16 protein-coding genes are annotated in these 17,130 nt (G+C 72.7%); 7 read left to right on the plus strand and 9 right to left on the minus strand.

All coding sequences use genetic code 11. From position 1 onward, the window contains the following. Positions 1–33: 33 nt before the first annotated feature. The 5 genes from CP973_RS03755 to CP973_RS03775 all read right to left on the minus strand — a co-directional run bounded on the left by CP973_RS03755 (position 34) and on the right by CP973_RS03775 (position 5,684). Entirely contained in the window at positions 34–1,083 is a 1,050-nt protein-coding gene (locus tag CP973_RS03755; RefSeq protein WP_150237495.1) for a hydroxyacid dehydrogenase, read from the minus strand. Positions 1,084–1,115: 32 nt separating this feature from the next. After that, complete coding sequence (locus tag CP973_RS03760) at positions 1,116–2,051, minus strand: carbohydrate ABC transporter permease (RefSeq protein WP_150237497.1); 936 nt, start codon at positions 2,049–2,051, stop codon at positions 1,116–1,118. Beyond that, on the minus strand, positions 2,051–2,980 hold the full coding sequence (locus CP973_RS03765; RefSeq protein ID WP_150237499.1) for a carbohydrate ABC transporter permease: 930 nt from the start codon (positions 2,978–2,980) through the stop codon (positions 2,051–2,053). The genes CP973_RS03760 and CP973_RS03765 overlap by 1 nt, the downstream gene beginning before the upstream one ends. Beyond that, positions 2,977–4,290, minus strand: a complete 1,314-nt coding sequence (locus CP973_RS03770; RefSeq protein ID WP_150237501.1) for an ABC transporter substrate-binding protein — start codon at positions 4,288–4,290, stop codon at positions 2,977–2,979. The genes CP973_RS03765 and CP973_RS03770 overlap by 4 nt, the downstream gene beginning before the upstream one ends. Positions 4,291–4,439: 149 nt before the next feature. Further along, entirely contained in the window at positions 4,440–5,684 is a 1,245-nt protein-coding gene (locus tag CP973_RS03775; protein ID WP_150237503.1) for a LacI family DNA-binding transcriptional regulator, read from the minus strand. A gap of 456 nt (positions 5,685–6,140) precedes the next feature. Here CP973_RS03775 and CP973_RS03780 point away from each other — a divergent pair, with 456 nt between their 5' ends. Continuing rightward, on the plus strand, positions 6,141–8,120 hold the full coding sequence (locus CP973_RS03780; RefSeq protein ID WP_244409259.1) for a DUF2264 domain-containing protein: 1,980 nt from the start codon (positions 6,141–6,143) through the stop codon (positions 8,118–8,120). 167 nt (positions 8,121–8,287) lie between these two features. Here the strand turns inward: CP973_RS03780 and CP973_RS03785 are convergent, their stop codons facing one another. Together CP973_RS03785 and CP973_RS03790 are read right to left on the minus strand one after the other, a co-directional pair. Then, positions 8,288–9,061 (minus strand): SDR family NAD(P)-dependent oxidoreductase, encoded by a 774-nt coding sequence (locus tag CP973_RS03785; RefSeq protein WP_150237505.1) that lies wholly within the window; start codon positions 9,059–9,061, stop codon positions 8,288–8,290. An 85-nt stretch (positions 9,062–9,146) separates the two neighbouring features. Further along, a complete protein-coding gene (locus CP973_RS03790; RefSeq protein WP_150237507.1) occupies positions 9,147–9,812 on the minus strand; it encodes an MOSC domain-containing protein in 666 nt (221 codons plus the stop codon). A gap of 80 nt (positions 9,813–9,892) precedes the next feature. On the opposite strand from CP973_RS03790, the gene CP973_RS03795 reads away from it, so the two are divergent. Next, positions 9,893–10,804, plus strand: a complete 912-nt coding sequence (locus CP973_RS03795; protein ID WP_150237509.1) for a LysR family transcriptional regulator — start codon at positions 9,893–9,895, stop codon at positions 10,802–10,804. Positions 10,805–11,047: 243 nt separating this feature from the next. Here CP973_RS03795 and CP973_RS03800 read toward each other — a convergent pair whose 3' ends face one another. Then, positions 11,048–11,380: a WhiB family transcriptional regulator gene (locus CP973_RS03800; RefSeq protein WP_150237511.1), complete on the minus strand. Its 333-nt coding sequence runs from the start codon at positions 11,378–11,380 to the stop codon at positions 11,048–11,050. 379 nt (positions 11,381–11,759) lie between these two features. Between CP973_RS03800 and CP973_RS03805 the strand changes: the two genes are divergently transcribed. The 5 genes from CP973_RS03805 (at position 11,760) to CP973_RS03825 (ending at position 16,497) form a co-directional block, all read left to right on the plus strand. Next, positions 11,760–12,371, plus strand: a complete 612-nt coding sequence (locus CP973_RS03805) for a response regulator transcription factor (RefSeq protein WP_003948568.1) — start codon at positions 11,760–11,762, stop codon at positions 12,369–12,371. 281 nt (positions 12,372–12,652) lie between these two features. Beyond that, on the plus strand, positions 12,653–13,228 hold the full coding sequence (locus tag CP973_RS03810; RefSeq protein ID WP_003984493.1) for a sigma-70 family RNA polymerase sigma factor: 576 nt from the start codon (positions 12,653–12,655) through the stop codon (positions 13,226–13,228). Positions 13,229–13,484: 256 nt separating this feature from the next. Next, the gene (guaB, locus tag CP973_RS03815) at positions 13,485–14,987 is read left to right on the plus strand and encodes an IMP dehydrogenase (RefSeq protein WP_150237513.1); all 1,503 of its coding nucleotides are present in this window, start codon (positions 13,485–13,487) and stop codon (positions 14,985–14,987) included. 49 nt (positions 14,988–15,036) lie between these two features. Continuing rightward, positions 15,037–15,297 carry a hypothetical protein gene (locus tag CP973_RS03820; protein WP_244409260.1) on the plus strand — a complete coding sequence of 87 codons (261 nt, stop codon included), beginning with the start codon at positions 15,037–15,039 and terminating at the stop codon, positions 15,295–15,297. Between the two features lie 72 nt (positions 15,298–15,369). Further along, the gene (locus CP973_RS03825) at positions 15,370–16,497 is read left to right on the plus strand and encodes a GuaB3 family IMP dehydrogenase-related protein (RefSeq protein WP_150237518.1); all 1,128 of its coding nucleotides are present in this window, start codon (positions 15,370–15,372) and stop codon (positions 16,495–16,497) included. Between the two features lie 68 nt (positions 16,498–16,565). Here the strand turns inward: CP973_RS03825 and CP973_RS03830 are convergent, their stop codons facing one another. After that, the gene (locus tag CP973_RS03830) at positions 16,566–17,093 is read right to left on the minus strand and encodes a hypothetical protein (RefSeq protein WP_150237519.1); all 528 of its coding nucleotides are present in this window, start codon (positions 17,091–17,093) and stop codon (positions 16,566–16,568) included. Between the last annotated feature and the right edge of the window lie 37 nt (positions 17,094–17,130).

Genomic DNA, 17,130 nt, shown 5'->3' on the forward strand with positions numbered 1-17,130 from the left:
GCCCAGACATCCCAGGCCCTCCGTCAGGCCCCGTCAGGCCAACCGATCAAGCTCCTCCGGCCGTACCGGATCGGCGAACGGCACCCCGCGCGCATAACGCTCGACCTCGTCCAGCGCCTGGTCCGCCATGCGGTGCAGCTCGCCGCCGAGGGAGCCGGCGATGTGCGGGGTGAGCAGGACGTTGGGCAGGTCGTACAGGGGTGAGGTGGCGGCCGGGACGGGTGGGTCGGTCACGTCCAGGACGGCGTTGAGGCGGCCGGTGACGAGTTCGGGCAGCAGCGCCGCCTCGTCCACCAGCGCACCGCGGGCGGTGTTGATCAGGGTGGCGCCGTCCGGCATGAGGGCCAACTGCCGTGCGCCGATCAGGTGGTGGGTGGCGGGCAGTTCGGGCGCGTGGACGGTGACCACGTCGGAGGCGGCGCAGAGGTCGTCGAGCGGGGCGAGGGTGACGCCGAGGCGGGCGGCCTCGGACGCGTCCACGTACGGGTCGTGGAGGAGGACCGCCAGGTCGAAGGGGTGCAGGAGCTCGATGACGCGGCGGCCGATGCGGGAGGCGCCGATGACGCCCACCGTGCGGCCGTGGTTGCCGGCGCCGTCCAGGTCGGGGTGCCAGTTGTGGGGCGCGCGCAGCGCACGGTAGCGGTGCGCGGTGTGCAGGACGCGCTTGTTGGCGAAGAGGATCGCGGCGAGGGTGTATTCGGCGACGGGCCGGGCGTTGGCCTCCGCTGCCGAGGCGACGGCGATGCCGCGGTCCCAACAGGCTTGCCCCATATACGGTTTGACCGATCCGCCGGCGTGGACGACGGCGCGCAGGCGCGGGGCCCGGTCGAGGACGGCGGCGGTCAGCCGGGTGGCGCCCCACGAGATCAGGAGGACCTCGGCGTCGGCCAGCGCGTCGGCCACCGCCGGGGACGGCGTGGCCAGGTCGTGGGCGACCAGGCCGGGGTCGGTGCGGGTGAGGGCCGCGAGACGGGCGCGGTGGTGGTCCGCGAACAGCCGCCCGGCGAGCCCCGGTTCCATCGCGAGCAGCAGGGTGGGGCGGGAAAGCTGCTGGTCAGAGCGATTGTCAGTGGTGTGGTGCATGGTGGAAGCGTGCTCCTGGTCCGGGGGCGTCGTCACTGGACGCTTCCGGCGGCGAGTCCGGCCTTCCAGTGCCGTTGGAGGGTCACGAAGGCGATGATCAGGGGGAGGACGGCGAGGAGGGAGCCGGTGACGACGAGGGGGTAGAAGGACGGCTCGCCGTGGGCGTTGCCGTGCCAGGCGTACAGGCCGAGGCTCACGGGGAAGAGCCGCTGGTCGGAGAGCATCACGAGGGGGAGGAAGAAGTTGTTCCAGATCGCGGTGAACTGGAAGAGGAAGACGGTCACCAGGCCGGGCGCGACCATACGCAGGCCGATGGACCAGAAGACGCGCAGCTCGCCCGCGCCGTCGATACGGGCCGCCTCCAGCGCCTCGTCGGGGATGTAACCGGCGCTGAAGACCCGCGCCAGATAGACGCCGAACGGGTTGACGAGCACGGGCACCAGCACCGACCAGTAGGTGTTGACCACGCCGGTCCTGCTGGCCAGCAGGTAGAGGGGGAGGGCCAGCGCCGTCGTGGGGACGAGCACGCCGAGCAGGACGGTGCCGAACAGCGCCTCCTTTCCGGGGAATCGGTACTTGTCGAAGGTGTAGCCGGCGGCCACGCAGATCAGTGCGCACAGCGCGGCCCCGGCGCCCGCGTACACAAGGCTGTTGGCGTACCACCGGAAGTAGATGCCGTCGCCCTCCGTGGCGAGGCGGGTGAGGTTGCCGGCCAGGTCGAAGCCCTCGAAGGACAGGGCGTCACCGGCCAGCAGGCCGCCCGCGTCCTTGGTGGCGGCGGTGACCAGCCAGACGAGGGGGAAGAGCGTGTAGAGGACGGCGAGGGCGAGGGCCGCGTTGACGGCGGCGGGGGAGAGCCAGCGGCCGCGGGGGCGGCGGGCGGCGGCGCGTACGGCAGGGCTGCGGGACGGGCGTACGGGCGCGGGCGCCGCCGGGCCGGTGACCGCGGTGCGGGGCGGGAGCACCATCAGGGCCTGCCCTTCGGGTGGGCGAGCGGGGGGCGGGGGCCGCGCGCGGGGCGTGCGGCGCGGCCGGAGAGGCGGGTGACGCAGAAGGACAGCAGCGCGGCGGCGAGGGCGAGCAGGACGGACGAGGCGGCCGCGAGACCGTAGTCGTTGCGGGCGAAGGCGGCGGTGTAGGCGTACATGTTCGGCGTCCAGGAGGAGGTGACGGCGGAGCCGGAGCCCTGGTCGAGGATCAGCGGCTCGGTGAAGAGCTGGAGCGAACCGATGACGGTGAAGAGGGCCACCATGACCAGCGAGGAGCGGATGAGGGGGAGCTTGACGGCGGTCGCGACGCGCCAGGCGCCCGCGCCGTCCACGGTCGCCGCCTCGATCACCGAGCGGTCGATGGCCTGGAGGGCGGCGTAGAAGATGACCATGTTGTAGCCGAGCCACTCCCACAGCGCGATGTTGACGACGGAGGGCAGCGCGCCGGAGGGGGACAGGAAGTCGAAGCCGACGCCGCCGGACTCCATCGCGGCCACGACCGGGCTGAGCCTGGGTGTGTAGAGGTAGACCCAGATCAGGGCGGCGATGACGCCCGGCACGGCGTGCGGCAGGAAGAGGGCGAGCTGGAAGAAGCGACGGGCGCGGGCGAGCGCGGAGTCCAGCAGCAGGGCCAGCGTCAGCGCGCCGGCCAGCAGAAGGGGGAGGTAGAGGGCGCAGTAGCCGAGGAGGACGAGGAAGCCGTCGCGGAAGGCGGGGTCGCCGAGCGCCGCCGCGTAGTTGCCGAGTCCGCTGAAGACCGTGTGCGTACCGCCGAAGCCGAGACCGGACTGCCGCTCGGTGAAGAGGCTGAGCCAGACCGCGTAGCCGATCGGGACGACCATGACCACGGTGAACAGGGCGAAGAAGGGGGTGAGCAGGACGGCCGCGGCGCGCGCTTTGGCGCTCACCGGCCCATGACCTTCAGGCCGCGCTTCCGCAGCTCGCGCACCGTCGCGTCGCTGCCGGCGCGTACCGCGTCGGTCAGCGAGCCCGCGCCGCCCGCCGCCTTGCCGAACTCGTCCTTGAGCGTGGTGTTCGTGGTGCTGGTGGCCGGTCCCCAGCCCCAGTTGTCGTTGACCGAGGCGGCGGCCGCGTCGAAGAGGGCGTAGACGTCCTGGCCGCTGTAGTAGGTGGTGTCGAAGGCCCGCTTGGCGACCGGGCGCAGGGCCGTGGCGGCCGGGTAGGCGCTGGACTCGCCGGAGGCGACCCGGGCCCGGACCGCCTCGGGGGCGGTGGACATCCAGGCCGCGAACCGTACGGCGGCCTCGGTGTGCCGGCTGCCCTTGGTCACGGCCGTCGTCGAGCCGCCGAGCATGCCGCTGGCGGGCTTGCCGTCCCAGGTCGGCACGGGCGCCGCCGCCCACGCGCCGCTCTGGTCCGGCAGCGTGCCCTTCAGCACGCCCGCGCCCCAGGAGGCGCCGAGGTAGCCGACGGTGCCGCCGCTGCGGAGCGACTGGGTCCACCCGGGGCTGAAGGAGACATGGGTGTGGACGAGGCCGTCCTTGAGGAGGCCTTGCCAGTAGGCGGTGACCTTCCGGGTCGCCGGGTCGTTGGTGGCCAGCTTCCAGGAGTCGCCCTGGGTGGCGAACCAGCGGGCGCCCGCCTGCCAAACCATCGCCTCGAAGGTGGTCGGGTCGTCGGGAAAGAACGTCCCGATACGGGCCTTCGGGTCGGCCTTCCTGGCCGCGGCCGCGGCGGCGCGGAAGCCGGCCCAGGTGCGCGGCACTTCGATCTTGTGCCGGGTGAAGAAGTCCTTGCGGTAGTAGTAGATCTGCGGCGCGGCGTCGAAGGGCACGGCCCAGTTCCGGCCGCCGAGGGTGGTGAGCCGGACGGCCTGCGGCAGCAGCTTCTTCTTCAGCTCGGGCGTCACGTACGGGGTGATGTCCTTGATGGCGCCCTGGCTGACGAACTCCGGAAGCGTCGGGTACTCCACACTGACCAGGTCGGGCGCGTTGCCCGCCTTGACCGCGTTCGAGATCTTGGCGTAGCCGCCCGCGGTGCCCGAGGGGATCTCCTCGAACCGCACGGTGATGTCGCGGTGCGCGGCGTTGAACGCGTCCACGGCCTGCTTGGTGCCCTTGGTCCAGCCCCAGTACGTGAGCGTCACGGGGCCTTCGCTCCCGGCGGCGCCGCCACCGCAGGCGGTCAGCAGGGTCAGTGCGGTGAGGCCGCCGGCAAGCGCGGCAGTGGTGCGTCTTCTGCTCCAACTGGTGCTCATGGCGCGGCTCCTGAGCGGTGAAGGGGCGCGGCACGTAGGGGATGGCCGCGATCCGCGATCCTTGGGCCGGTCCTGAGCGAAGTCAAGAGCGGAAGATTGATTGAGCGAAAAAAGAACAGGATGGGGGAGGCGGGTACGGCGTACGGGGGTCAGCGGGAGCGGTCGTCGGCCACGGTGCCGGCAGCCCGCGACGCACCGCACGAGGCCCGTATCCGCAGGGCGGGGAGCAGGGCGAGGTGCCGCCGCGGCGCGGGTTCGCCGAGGTCGGCCGTGCCCCCGGCCCCATGATCGGCCGCACTCTCGTGACCGGCCCCGGCCCCGGCCCCGGCCAGGGCCCCGACCCCCGCCCCGGCCTCAGCTCCGTGAACACCCCCGGATGCGCCCCCACCCCGCTCCCGCAACCGCTCCACCAGCAGCCGCGCCGCCTGCCGCCCGACCTCGCGCTTGGGCGGCGCCACCGCCGTCAGCGGCGTGTCCGCCAGGGCCGCGACCTCGTCGTCGTACGCGACCAGCGCCAGGTCGTCCGGCACCCGCACGCCCAGCTCCGCCAGCCGCTGCGCCATCTGGATCGCGTCCACGTCGTTGTGCACCAGTGCGGCCGTCGCCTCTCCCGAGACCACCGCCGTGTGCAGTTCCCGTACGGCCCGCTCGAATCCCTCCGGGTCCGTCTCGGCCGGTACGGATTCGATCACCGGTCGCGGCGCCGGGACGCCGAGAGCGTGCAGCGCCGCCGCGTACCCCTCGCGCACCGCGAGCGCCGTCGGGCTGTCGGCGCGGGCCACCAGCAGCGGCGCCCCGTGCCCCTGTCCCCTCAGATGGCGCAGCGCCAGCAGCACGCCGTGGCCATGGTCCGAACACACCCGGTCCAGCCCGGCCAGCGGGCCGCCCGGCGGCACGCCGCGCTCCAACAGCACGACGGGTACGGGCAGTTCGGCCACCCAGCCGCCGTACTCGGCCGGGTCCCCGGGCCCCCGCCAGCCCGGCGCGACAAGCAGCCCCTCCGCCCCGGCCGCCAGCAGCCCCTCGGCACGCGCCGGGTCCTCCTCGGGGCGGTAGTCCGAGATCCGCAGCACGAGCCGGGCCCCGGCCCGCGCCGCGGCCTCGTGGGCACCGCGGATCACATCGGCGAAGTAGTACGTGGCGGAGGGCGCCAGCAGTCCCAGTACGCGCCCCTCGCCCACGGGCGCACGCCCCCCGACGCCCCGCTGCCGGGGCCAGGACACCGCCCCGTGCACCCGGTCCAGCAGCCCTTTCCCGGCCAGCGCCTCGACATCGCGCCGTACGGTGACGGGCGAGACGCCGAGCTGCTCGGCCAGGTCGGTGACGCGGGCCGAGCCGCGTTGCCGTACCAGGGCCAGCAGTCGGTCATGACGTTGCACAGCACGCTCGCGCACGGCGGCAGCCCCCTCGCGGTGTGGTGGACCGGGTGACGGCCGGGCTGCGGCCGACCCCGGGTCCGTCCTTCTTCTCCGCCCCGGACGCGCACCCGAAAGCGCACACAACGCGCACCCGGAAGCGCCCACAGACGCGCACCCGGAAGCGCCCCCGAAAGTGCCCCCCAGACGCGCACCCGGATCACCCCCGGATCACCCCCGGATCACCCCCGGATCACCTCCGAACGCGCGCACCCGAAGCGCCCCGGGAACACGCACATCCGAAACACGCACATCCGAAACACCCTCGGACACGCTCCCGGTCACGGCTCCTGGAACGGATGAAGACGCACCCTAGTCCAGTCGGCCCCGGCGTGATCGAACAGCACGAGAACCGGTCATTCGATCGGGTTCCCTTGACCTCCGATCTCCCCAAGCCGAGGATTTCCAGGGTCGTCGACCGCGAGGAAAGCGCCCATGACCGTGCCGTCCTTACCGCACCCCACCGGCCGGAAGGCCGTGTCCCTGCCGCCCGAGGACCGCGAGCGCAGCCCGTACACCGGCTGGACCCGCGCCCACTGGGAAACCACGGCGGACACCCTTCTGGAGGCGGTGGCCCCTTACGCCTCGCCCCGCAACGGGCTCATCAACCTCCCCGGCGTGCGCCCGAGTTGGTCCGGTCCGCGCTCCGACGGCCTCGAAGGCTACGCCCGCACGTTCCTGGCGGCGGCCTTCCGGGTGGCCGGCAGCCGCGGCGAGGACCCGCACGGCCTGCTGGCCCGGTACGCCGAAGGCCTCGCCGCGGGCACCGAGCACCCGGTCGACGAGCAGGGCCTCGGCGACGCGCACCCCGACGCCTGGCCGCTGATCCCGGGCACCCGCCAGGCCATCGTCGAATCCGCCTCCATCGCCCTGGGCCTGCGCCTGACCCGCCCCTGGCTGTGGGACACCCTGGACGAGGGCGTGCGCGCCCGCGCCGTCGACTGGCTGCTGCCCGCCCTCGACCCGCCGCCCATCGACAACAACTGGTGGCTCTTCGGCCTGACCGTCGGCGGCTTCCTCCTGGACGCGGGCATCGAGACGGAGCGCGCGCAGGCGTCCGTGGACCGCGCGCTGGAGCGCGTCGAAGGGTGGTACCGCGGCGAGGGGTGGTACAGCGACGGCCCGAACCGGTCCTTCGACCACTACAACGGCTGGGCGCTGCACTTCTATCCCGTCCTGCACGCCCATCTCTCCGGCGACCGCGCCCTGCTCGACACGTACGGCGAGCGGCTGCACGCCCACCTCGACGGCTACCGCCGCATGTTCGACGCCAACGGCGCCCCGATGCCGTTCGGCCGCTCGCTCACCTACCGCTTCGCCACCCTCGCCGCCCCCTGGCTCGGCGCGCTCACCGGCCACACCCCGCTCAGCCCCGGCGCCACCCGCCGGCTGACCTCCGGCGCCCTGCGGCACTTCCTCGACCGGGGCGCCGTGACCGCCGAGGGGCTGCTGCCGCTCGGCTGGTACGGCCCGTACGCGCCGATGCTCCAGGGCTACTCGGGGCCCGCCTCCCCGTACTGGGCGTCCAAGGGCCTGGCCGGGCTGCTGCTGCCGGCCGGCCACCCGGTCTGGGCGGAGACCGAGGAGCCGCTGCCCGCCGAGACCGCGGACGCCGTCACCACGCTGCGCGCGCCGGGCCTGCTCGTGCAGTCCACCGTGGCGGACGGGCTGGTCAGGCTGCACAACCACGGCAGCGCTTCGGTCTTCGGACCGGCCGACCCGAATTACGCGCGGTTCGCCTACTCGACGCGTACGGGTCCGTCGGCCGCCGAGGACGCCCCGGCCGTCATGGACACCTCCGCCAACCCCGGCTCGGACACCACCCTCAACCCGACCCCGGACAACCACTTCGCCCTGCTCGTGGACGGCGTGCCCACCGGCCGCGGCACCGTGCGGGCGCTCGGCGGCGGTCCCGGCTGGGCGGCCTCCGCACACGTCCCGTGCACCGCGGACGGTTCCGACGTCCCCGGTGTACGGGTCCGGTCCGCGACCCTGGCGCACGGCCGCGCCGAGGTACGCGCCCACCTGGTCACCGGGGCCGCGCCCGGCACCCCCGTACGCCAGACCGGCTGGGCCGTCACGGACGACGGGCCGACCGCCCAGCTCCACCCCGTACACGGCTTCGACGCGGACGCGCGGACCGTACGGACGGGCAGTACGCCCTTCGGGGAGCACACCCGCACCGCCTGCCTCGACGGCACGGTGCCCGACGCTCCCGACGGCGCCCTCTTCGTCTCGCTCGCCTCGCTCACCGCCGAGGCGGCGCCGGGACCCGTGCACAAACTGGCCGAGGTACGTGTCAGCGACGGCCACACCCTTCATGTGACCTGGGAGGACGGTTCCGTCAGCACCCTGTCGCTCGACCAGCTCGACCAGCTCGACTCGCTCGACTCCCCCGAGTCGTCCGGAGGCTGACGGCACACCAGGTAGCGCACGGGCCGCGGGCACCTACACCCGCGGCCCGAACCGCCCCGCCGCATCCCGCCCCGGCTCGCCGATCTCCGGCCGACCGATCTCCGGCCGACCGATCCCCGGCTCACCGGCCCACCGGCTCGCCGACCCCCGGCTCACCGCCGCCCGCCTCACTGCGGGCCGTACTTGCGCCCCGTCTTCGACGTGATGCCGCCGAGGAGGTTGCGCGGCGCGAGCTTCGCCACGCCCATCAGCGCCTTGTAGCGCGGGTCCGGGACGGACAGCGACTTGCCGCGCGCCAGGTCCTTCATCGCCGCGTCCACCAGCTTGTCGGCGTCCAGCCACATCCAGTCGGGGATGTTGTCCGTCCCCATCCCGGCCCGCTCGTGGAACTCGGTCCGCACGAAACCGGGGCACAGCGCCATCAGCCGCACGTTCTCGCCCGCCAGGTCGCGCGCCGCGCCCTGGGTGAACTGCACGACCCACGCCTTGCTCGCGCCGTACGTGCCGCGCGGCACGAACGCCGCCACCGAGGCCACGTTGACGACCCCGCCGCGGCGCCGCTCGCGCATCCCCTTGACCGCCTCCGAGGTCAGCCGCAGCACCGCCTCGCAGTGCACCTTGAGCATCTTGAGCTCATCGGCCATCGGCACCTCCAGGAATTCACCCTTGTTGCCGAAGCCCGCGTTGTTGACCAGCAGGTCCACCGGGTGGGTGCGGTCGCCGAGCCGCTTCTCGACCGTGCCGATGCCGGCGTCCGTCGCCAGGTCGGCGACCAGGACGGACGCCTCGACGCCGTGCCGGTCGTGCAGTTCGGTGGCCTGCTCGCGCAGCCGCTTCTCGTTGCGCGCCACCAGCACCAGGTTGTGGCCGTCGCCCGCCAGGCGGCGGGCGAACGCGGCGCCGATGCCCGCCGTCGCTCCCGTAATCAGTGCAGTCGTCATACGGGCACGCTATCCGGATCCGCGCCGGTCACTCGCCCCGGCCGGTACGACCCGGCCGGGCCCGCGACGCCCCGTTCACCCGGGTTCAAGCCTCTTGCGTACGGATGTACTTGAGCGCCCACTCCCGCAGCTCGGGGTGGAGCGCCGCGCCCGCCTCCAGGAGCCGCGGCAGCAGTTCGCGCCGGGTGGTCATGGCGCGGAAGGTGAGCGCGATCGTCACGTCGTGGTCCGGGCGGTGTTCGACGGTGATCGGGTCTCCGCGGCGGATCTCGCCCGGCTCGATCACGCGCAGGTACGCGCCGGGCACGCCGGCCTGTGTGAAGCGCTTGATCCAGCCCGGCTCGCCCAGCTTCCCCTGGAAGGTCATGCAGGGGATGCGCGCGGAGGTCACCTCCAGCAGCAGGCGGGGACCGACGCGCCAGCGTTCGCCGATCCGGGCGTGGGTGACGTCCAGCCCCCGGGTGGTGAGGTTCTCCCCGAACGTCCCGGCGGGCAGTTCACGGCCCAGTTCCCGCTCCCAGGCGTCCAGATCCTCGCGGGCGTAGGCGTACACCGCCTGGTCGTCGCCGCCGTGGTGCTTGCGGTTGACCACGTCGTCACCGGCCAGGCCGCTGCCGGCGACGCCCTTGGGGCCGGGCGCGGTCACCGCCACCGGCCCTTCGACGGGCTCCTTGAAGATGCCCGTACGGTCCTCGGCGCCGCGGTAGTCGACGTCCCGTGACCGTCCCGTGTTCACAGACAGAAGCTCCATGGCGACACGCTAGGGGCCGACGGGTCAAAGACGCGAGTGATTATTTCCCGCCTGCTCCAAGGTGCGCTTATGCTCGAAGGATGATCGAGGCCCGTCATCTGCGCGTACTGCGCGCCGTCGCCCGGACCGGCTCCTTCTCCGCCGCGGCGCGGGAGCTGGGCTGCACCCAGCCCGCCGTCAGCCAGCAGATGAAGGCGCTGGAGCAGTCCGCGGGCACGCCGCTGCTGGTCCGTACGGGCCGCGAGATGCGGCTGACGCAGGCGGGCGAGGCGCTGGTGCGGCACGCCACCGGCATCCTGGCCGGGCTGACCGCCGCCGAGGAGGAGGTCGCGGCCATCGCGGGCCTGCGCGCCGGGCGGGTACGGCTGGTCTCCTTCCCCTCCGGCAGCTCGACGCTGGTGCCCACCGCGCTGGCCGCCATGCGCGCCGCCCACCCCGGCACCCGCGTCTCCCTGGTCGAGGCCGAGCCGCCGCGCTCCATCGAGATGCTGCGCAACGGCGACTGCGAGATCGCGCTCGCCTTCCGTTACCCGGACGTGCGCGGCGCGGACCCCGCCGCCGACGCGGAGTGGGACGACCTGGTCGTCCGCCCCGTCCTGGCCGACCGGCTGGTGGGCTTGGTCCCGGAGGGCCACCCGCTGGCCGGGGCCGGTACGGCGCGCTTCACCGACCTGGCCGGCGAGCCGTGGATCGCGGGCTGCCCGCGCTGCCGGCGGCACCTGGTCGAGGTCTGCGAGGGCACCGGGTTCACGCCGCGCATCGACTTCGCGACGGACGACTACCCGGCGGTGATCGGTCTGGTGGGCGCGGGCCTGGGGGTCGCGGTGCTGCCGGAGCTGGCGCTGGAGTCGGTACGGGCCAAGGGGGTGCGTACGGTCGCGATGGAGCCGTGCGTACAGCGCGAGGTCGTGGCGCTCACCCTGCCGGACCTGGCGCGGGTTCCGGCGGTCGAGGCGATGCTCGGCCGGCTCGCGGAGGCCGTGCGCCGCTGAGGCGGCCACTGGCGGAGGCCGGGGCCGGGGCGGGGCGGGGCGGAAGGCCGGAAGCGGGGCCGGCAGACGACGGGAACTGGCGGACGACGGGAACCGGCAGGCGGCGGGAGACGGGGGCCGCCAGGCGACGGGAGCCGGCGGGAGGCGGGGCCGGGGGCCGGGGCCGCACCTGTGCCGTCACCTGCTCCGGATCGTCGCGCCCCCGCTGCGCCGTCCGGGTGAAATCTTCGAAGAAACGTTTCTTCAGGCGGTGCCGGTGCTCCGGTGCCCGACCGCGGCCGTCGCCGGCACCAGCCGGTGCCGCGCCCGGCCCATCAGCTCTTCGCGCTCGTCCTCGGTGAGTCCGCCCCAGACCCCGTACGGCTCGCGGACCGCGAGGGCGTGTGCCGCGCACTGGGCGCGCACCGGACAGCGCATGCACACCTCTTTCGCCGAGGTCTCGCGCGCGCTGCGGGCCGCGCCGCGCTCGCCCTCGGGATGGAAGAAGAGCGAACTGTCCACGCCACGGCACGCGGCGAGCAGCTGCCAGTCCCACAGGTCTGCGTTCGGGCCCGGGAGGCGGGAGAAATCTGCCATTGCTAGTCCCCTCGAAGCGGTACCGGTTCGGGCTCGGTGCTCACGACCGTACATCTAATGTCTAAGTAGATGTAAATATGACTCATTGCGAATCTAGCCACAGACACCGGTAAAACGGAAGAAAAGCCACCAAATAGGGCATAGATGCGAGAAGTGGGGCAGCGGAGAGGCTTCCGTCTTCTGCGTGTCCGGGCCCTCACGTAGAGTGTCGAAGGCGGCTGGCCAACCCGTAACTCTTTCGAGTGACCATCGTTGAGAGGGCGGAAGCGGTTGATGGAGGTAGTCCTCGGGCAGGTGTCCGACGCCGTCGATCGCTGAGGTGACGATACGTACCAGCCTGGAGGCTCAAGGTGACGCGCATCAGCTGCGGAGGGCGGTCATGACATCCGTCCTCGTCTGTGACGACTCCCCGCTTGCCCGAGAGGCGCTCCGCCGCGCGGTCGCGACCGTGCCCGGTGTAGAGCGTGTGACGACGGCGGCCAACGGCGAGGAAGTCCTCCGCCGCTGGGGCGCCGATCGCTCCGATCTGATTCTGATGGATGTGCGGATGCCCGGACTGGGGGGCGTCGAGACCGTGCGCCGCCTGCTCTCCGCCGATCCGGGCGCCCGCATCATCATGCTCACGGTCGCCGAGGACCTCGACGGGGTCGCGCTGGCGGTCGCCGCCGGCGCCCGCGGCTATCTGCACAAGGACGCCTCGCGCGCCGAACTGCGCGCGACGGTCACCCAGGCGCTGGCCGATCCCACCTGGCGGCTCGCCCCGCGCCGGCTGCGGTCCGCCGAGATGGGGGCGGCGCCGACGCTGACCGCGCGCGAGATCCAGGTGCTGGAGGGCATGAGTCACGGCCGCTCCAACGCGGAGATCGGACGTGAGCTGTTCCTCTCCGAGGACACGGTCAAGACCCATGCCCGGCGGCTGTTCAAGAAGCTCGGCGCCTCCGACCGGGCCCACGCGGTCGCGCTCGGATTCCGCTGGGGCCTGGTCCGCTAGGACGGCCGTGACGTGCAGCGATGCGGGGGAATGAGGGTCCCCGCCCGCCCTCCGGCGGGCGGGGCGGCAGGCGGCCTCGCGGGCGCCGGTCACCGAGCGGCATCCCGGTTCCGCGCGCGGTGCCGCATCCTTGAGGTATGGAGTTCCTCGGGGACGGGCCGATCCGGTGCGAGGGGAGGGCGCGGGAGATGACAGCCGGCGCACCTGCCGCTCATAACGCTTCGGTGCACAAGTACGGACCTGATGCCGCGGATCGCGCCGCGCCAAGGCACCATGGACCGATGCGCGATGACGGGATTCAGGAGATCGGCGATCTCGTCGCACGCGCCGTGGAAGGGGATCGCCGGGCCACCCACGACCTGCTGGCCCACGTGCATCCGCTCGCGCTGCGCTACTGCCGTACCCGGCTGTCCCGGCTGCCGGGTGACGCGCGCCACTTCGTGGAGGACCTGGCGCAGGAGGTCTGCGTCGCGGTCCTCTGCGCGCTGCCGCGCTACCGGGACACCGGCAAGCCCTTCGAGGCGTTCGTCTTCGCCATCGCCGCCCACAAGGTCGCCGACCTCCAGCGGGCCGCGATGCGCGGCCCGGGCAGCACGGCCGTGCCGTCCAACGAGATGCCCGAGCAGCCGGACGACTCGCTGGGCCCCGAGGAGCGGGCGCTGCTCAGCAGCGATGCCGAGTGGGCCAAGAAACTGCTGGCCAACCTCCCGGAGAACCAGCGCGAGCTGGTGCTGCTGCGGGTCGCGGTCGGGCTGACGGCCGAGGAGACCGGGCAGATGCTGGGGATGTCGCCGGGTGCGGTGCGGGTCGCGCAGCACCGGGCGCTGAGCCGGCTGCGGGCGCTGGCGGAGCAGTAGGCGCGGCGGCGGGCGTACGGCGGCGGGGTCACCGTCGCGGTGCCCGGTGTTCGGCGGATGCCGGAGTCCGGACGAGCGGCGGCCCGGGGGAACGTACAGTCGAGGAAACGTGCAGCCGTAGGAACGCACGTCCGCACCGCCACCCATTCGTAGGAACGCACAAGTGATGTGCTCCTCACCGGTGGTGGAATGGGACGCCTGTGGTGGCCGTTAGCATGGGTGTCCGCGCTGAGGCAAGACCATTTGGGAAGGTGTCATGACTGACAACGTCGACGGAATGCCCGCCAAATTCGCGATGCTCGGTCTGACATATGACGATGTGCTGCTGCTGCCCGGCGCCTCCGAGGTGCTGCCGAACGCGGTCGACACCTCGTCCCGGGTCTCGCGCAACGTCCGGGTGAACATCCCGCTGCTGTCCGCGGCCATGGACAAGGTCACCGAGGCGCGGATGGCGATCGCCATGGCGCGGCAGGGCGGCGCGGGCGTACTGCACCGCAACCTGTCCATCGAGGACCAGGCCAACCAGGTCGACCTGGTCAAGCGCTCCGAGTCCGGCATGGTCACCGACCCGATCACGGTCCGCCCGGACGCCACCCTCGCCGAGGCGGACGCGCTGTGCGCGAAGTTCCGCATCAGCGGCGTGCCGGTGACGGACGACGCGGGCAAGCTGCTGGGCATCGTCACCAACCGCGACATGGCCTTCGAGCTGGACCGCAGCCGCCAGGTGCGCGAGGTCATGACCCCGATGCCGCTGGTCACCGGCAAGGTCGGCATCTCCGGCGACGACGCGATCGAGCTGCTGCGCCGCCACAAGATCGAGAAGCTGCCGCTGGTCGACGACGCGGGCGTGCTCAAGGGCCTGATCACGGTCAAGGACTTCGTGAAGGCCGAGAAGTACCCGAACGCGGCCAAGGACTCCGAGGGCCGCCTGGTCGTCGGTGCCGCGGTGGGCGTCGGCGACGAGGCGTACGACCGCGCCCAGGCGCTGGTCGAGGCCGGCGCCGACTTCCTGGTCGTGGACAGCGCGCACGGCCACAGCCGCGGCATCCTGGACATGATCGCCAAGGTGAAGTCCAACATCCGCGTCGACGTGGTCGGCGGCAACGTCGCCACCCGCGACGGCGCCCAGGCGCTGATCGACGCCGGTGCGGACGGCATCAAGGTCGGTGTCGGCCCGGGCTCGATCTGCACCACCCGCGTCGTCGCCGGTGTGGGCGTGCCGCAGGTCACCGCGATCTACGAGGCCGCGCAGGCCGCGAACGCGGCGGGCGTGCCGCTGATCGGCGACGGCGGCCTGCAGTTCTCCGGCGACATCGCCAAGGCCATCGCGGCCGGTGCCGACACGGTCATGCTGGGCTCGCTGCTGGCCGGCTGCGAGGAGTCGCCGGGCGAGATGGTCTTCATCAACGGCAAGCAGTTCAAGTCGTACCGCGGCATGGGCTCGCTCGGCGCGATGCAGTCCCGCGGCCAGGCGAGGTCTTTCTCCAAGGACCGCTACTTCCAGGACAACGTCCTGTCCGAGGACAAGCTGGTCCCCGAGGGCATCGAGGGCCAGGTCCCCTACCGCGGCCCGCTCGGCTCGGTGGCCCACCAGCTCGTCGGCGGCCTGCGTGCCTCCATGGGCTACGTCGGCTCCGCGAACATCGAGGAGCTGAAGGACAAGGGCCGCTTCGTCCGCATCACCGCGGCGGGCCTGAAGGAGAGCCACCCGCACGACGTGCAGATGGTGACCGAGGCGCCGAACTACGCGCGGCGGTGAGCCGGTAGGCTCCGCGGCGCCGGTTCGAGGGGGTCGGATGTTGTACTCGGTGAGTTACAGCGAAGGCGCGGCCCACGTCCGCGACAGTCTGCCCGAGGACCGCAGGGCCTTGCTGGAGCGGGGCCTCAGGAAGCTGGCGGACGATCCGCGGCCGGGTATCTCGGTACCGATCTCGAAGGACGAGAACACCCGGTCGCTGGCGCTCACCCGGGGCATCGCGATCGAGTACGTCATCAGCGAGGGCCTGCTGATCGTCCTCGTGGTCCGGGTCGTGGACCTCTCGCGGGTCCTCCTGGAAAACGTGGAGTGATCAAGCCCTGATACGTCCCCGGCGTCCCCGGTCGGGGATACTGGGGACGTAATCGTATGGAAGGGCCAACACGTGACTGAGATCGAGATCGGGCGCGGCAAGCGCGGCCGCCGGGCATACGCCTTCGACGACATCGCCGTCGTACCGAGTCGGCGCACCCGCGACCCGAAGGAGGTCTCGATCGCCTGGCAGATCGATGCCTACCGTTTCGAGCTGCCGTTCCTGGCGGCCCCGATGGACTCGGTCGTCTCCCCGCAGACCGCCATCCGCATCGGTGAGCTGGGCGGCCTGGGCGTACTGAACCTGGAAGGGCTCTGGACGCGCTACGAGGACCCGGAGCCGCTGCTCGCGGAGATCGCGGAGCTGGACGGCGCGGCCGCCACCAAGCGCCTCCAGGAGATCTACGCGGCGCCGATCAAGGAAGAGCTGATCGGGCAGCGCATCAAGGAGGTGCGCGACTCCGGTGTGGTCACCGCCGCCGCGCTCTCGCCGCAGCGCACCGCCGAGTTCTCCAAGGCCGTCGTGGACGCGGGCGTGGACATCTTCGTGATCCGCGGCACCACCGTCTCCGCCGAGCACGTCTCCTCGGCCGCCGAGCCGCTGAACCTGAAGCAGTTCATCTACGAGCTGGACGTCCCGGTGATCGTCGGCGGCTGCGCCACGTACACCGCGGCCCTGCACCTGATGCGCACCGGCGCGGCGGGCGTGCTGGTCGGCTTCGGCGGCGGTGCCGCGCACACCACCCGCAACGTGCTCGGCATCCAGGTGCCGATGGCGACCGCGGTGGCCGATGTGGCCGCCGCCCGCCGGGACTACATGGACGAGTCCGGCGGCCGGTACGTCCACGTGATCGCGGACGGCGGCGTGGGCTGGTCGGGCGACCTGCCCAAGGCCATCGCCTGCGGCGCGGACGCGGTGATGATGGGCTCGCCGCTGGCGCGCGCCACCGACGCGCCGGGCCGCGGCCACCACTGGGGCATGGAGGCCGTCCACCCGGACGTGCCGCGCGGCAAGCGCATGGACCTGGGCGCGGTCGGCACCACCGAGGAGATCCTGTGCGGTCCCTCGAACACGCCGGACGGTTCGATGAACTTCTTCGGCGCGCTGCGCCGGGCGATGGCGACCACCGGCTACTCCGAGCTGAAGGAGTTCCAGCGGGTCGAGGTGACGGTCGCGCCGTCGCAGCACGACAAGCGCTGAGGCTCCGCGGACGCCGAAGGGCCCGGACCGCGTTTCGCGGTCCGGGCCCTTTCGCGTGCCGTGTTCGCTCAGCCGCCCAGCTTCTTGGCGACCTGGAAGCCGCCGGCCCCGGCCAGCAGGTAGAAGACCACGTCGATTGCGCCGAGGTACTCCTTCCACACCGCGTGGACCACGTCGAAGTGGCTGAAGACGGTCTCGGTGAGCGTGGCGTGCGCGGCGTCGGCCGTGATCAGGGCGATGCCGAAGACCTGGCCGAGGTAGAGGCCGGCCAGGCCGAGCACCGCGCCGACCACCGGGAGCGCCGCGCTGCGGCCGCCCACCTTGCCCAGTACGGCGCCGATGAGCGCGCCGACGGCGAGCGCCGCGTAACCGATCGAGGCGCCGTCCACGGCCTTGAGCACCGCGCCGTACACACCGGCCGCGACCAGCGTGGTGACGACGCCGAGCACGACGGCCAGTCCGGCGTTGCCGCGGCGTGCGGGCGGCGGGGCCATCGGTGCCGGGAAGCCGCCCGGTGCGGGAGCGCCGTACGGAGCCTGCGGCGGCTGGTGGGGCTGCTGCGGCTGCTGAGGCGCGGACGGCCAGGACTGGCTCATGTTCTTCCCCCGGGAGAGACCGTCGCGGTGCCCGTGC

Source organism: Streptomyces albofaciens JCM 4342 (assembly GCF_008634025.1).
Classification (GTDB): Bacteria; Actinomycetota; Actinomycetes; order Streptomycetales; family Streptomycetaceae; genus Streptomyces; species Streptomyces albofaciens.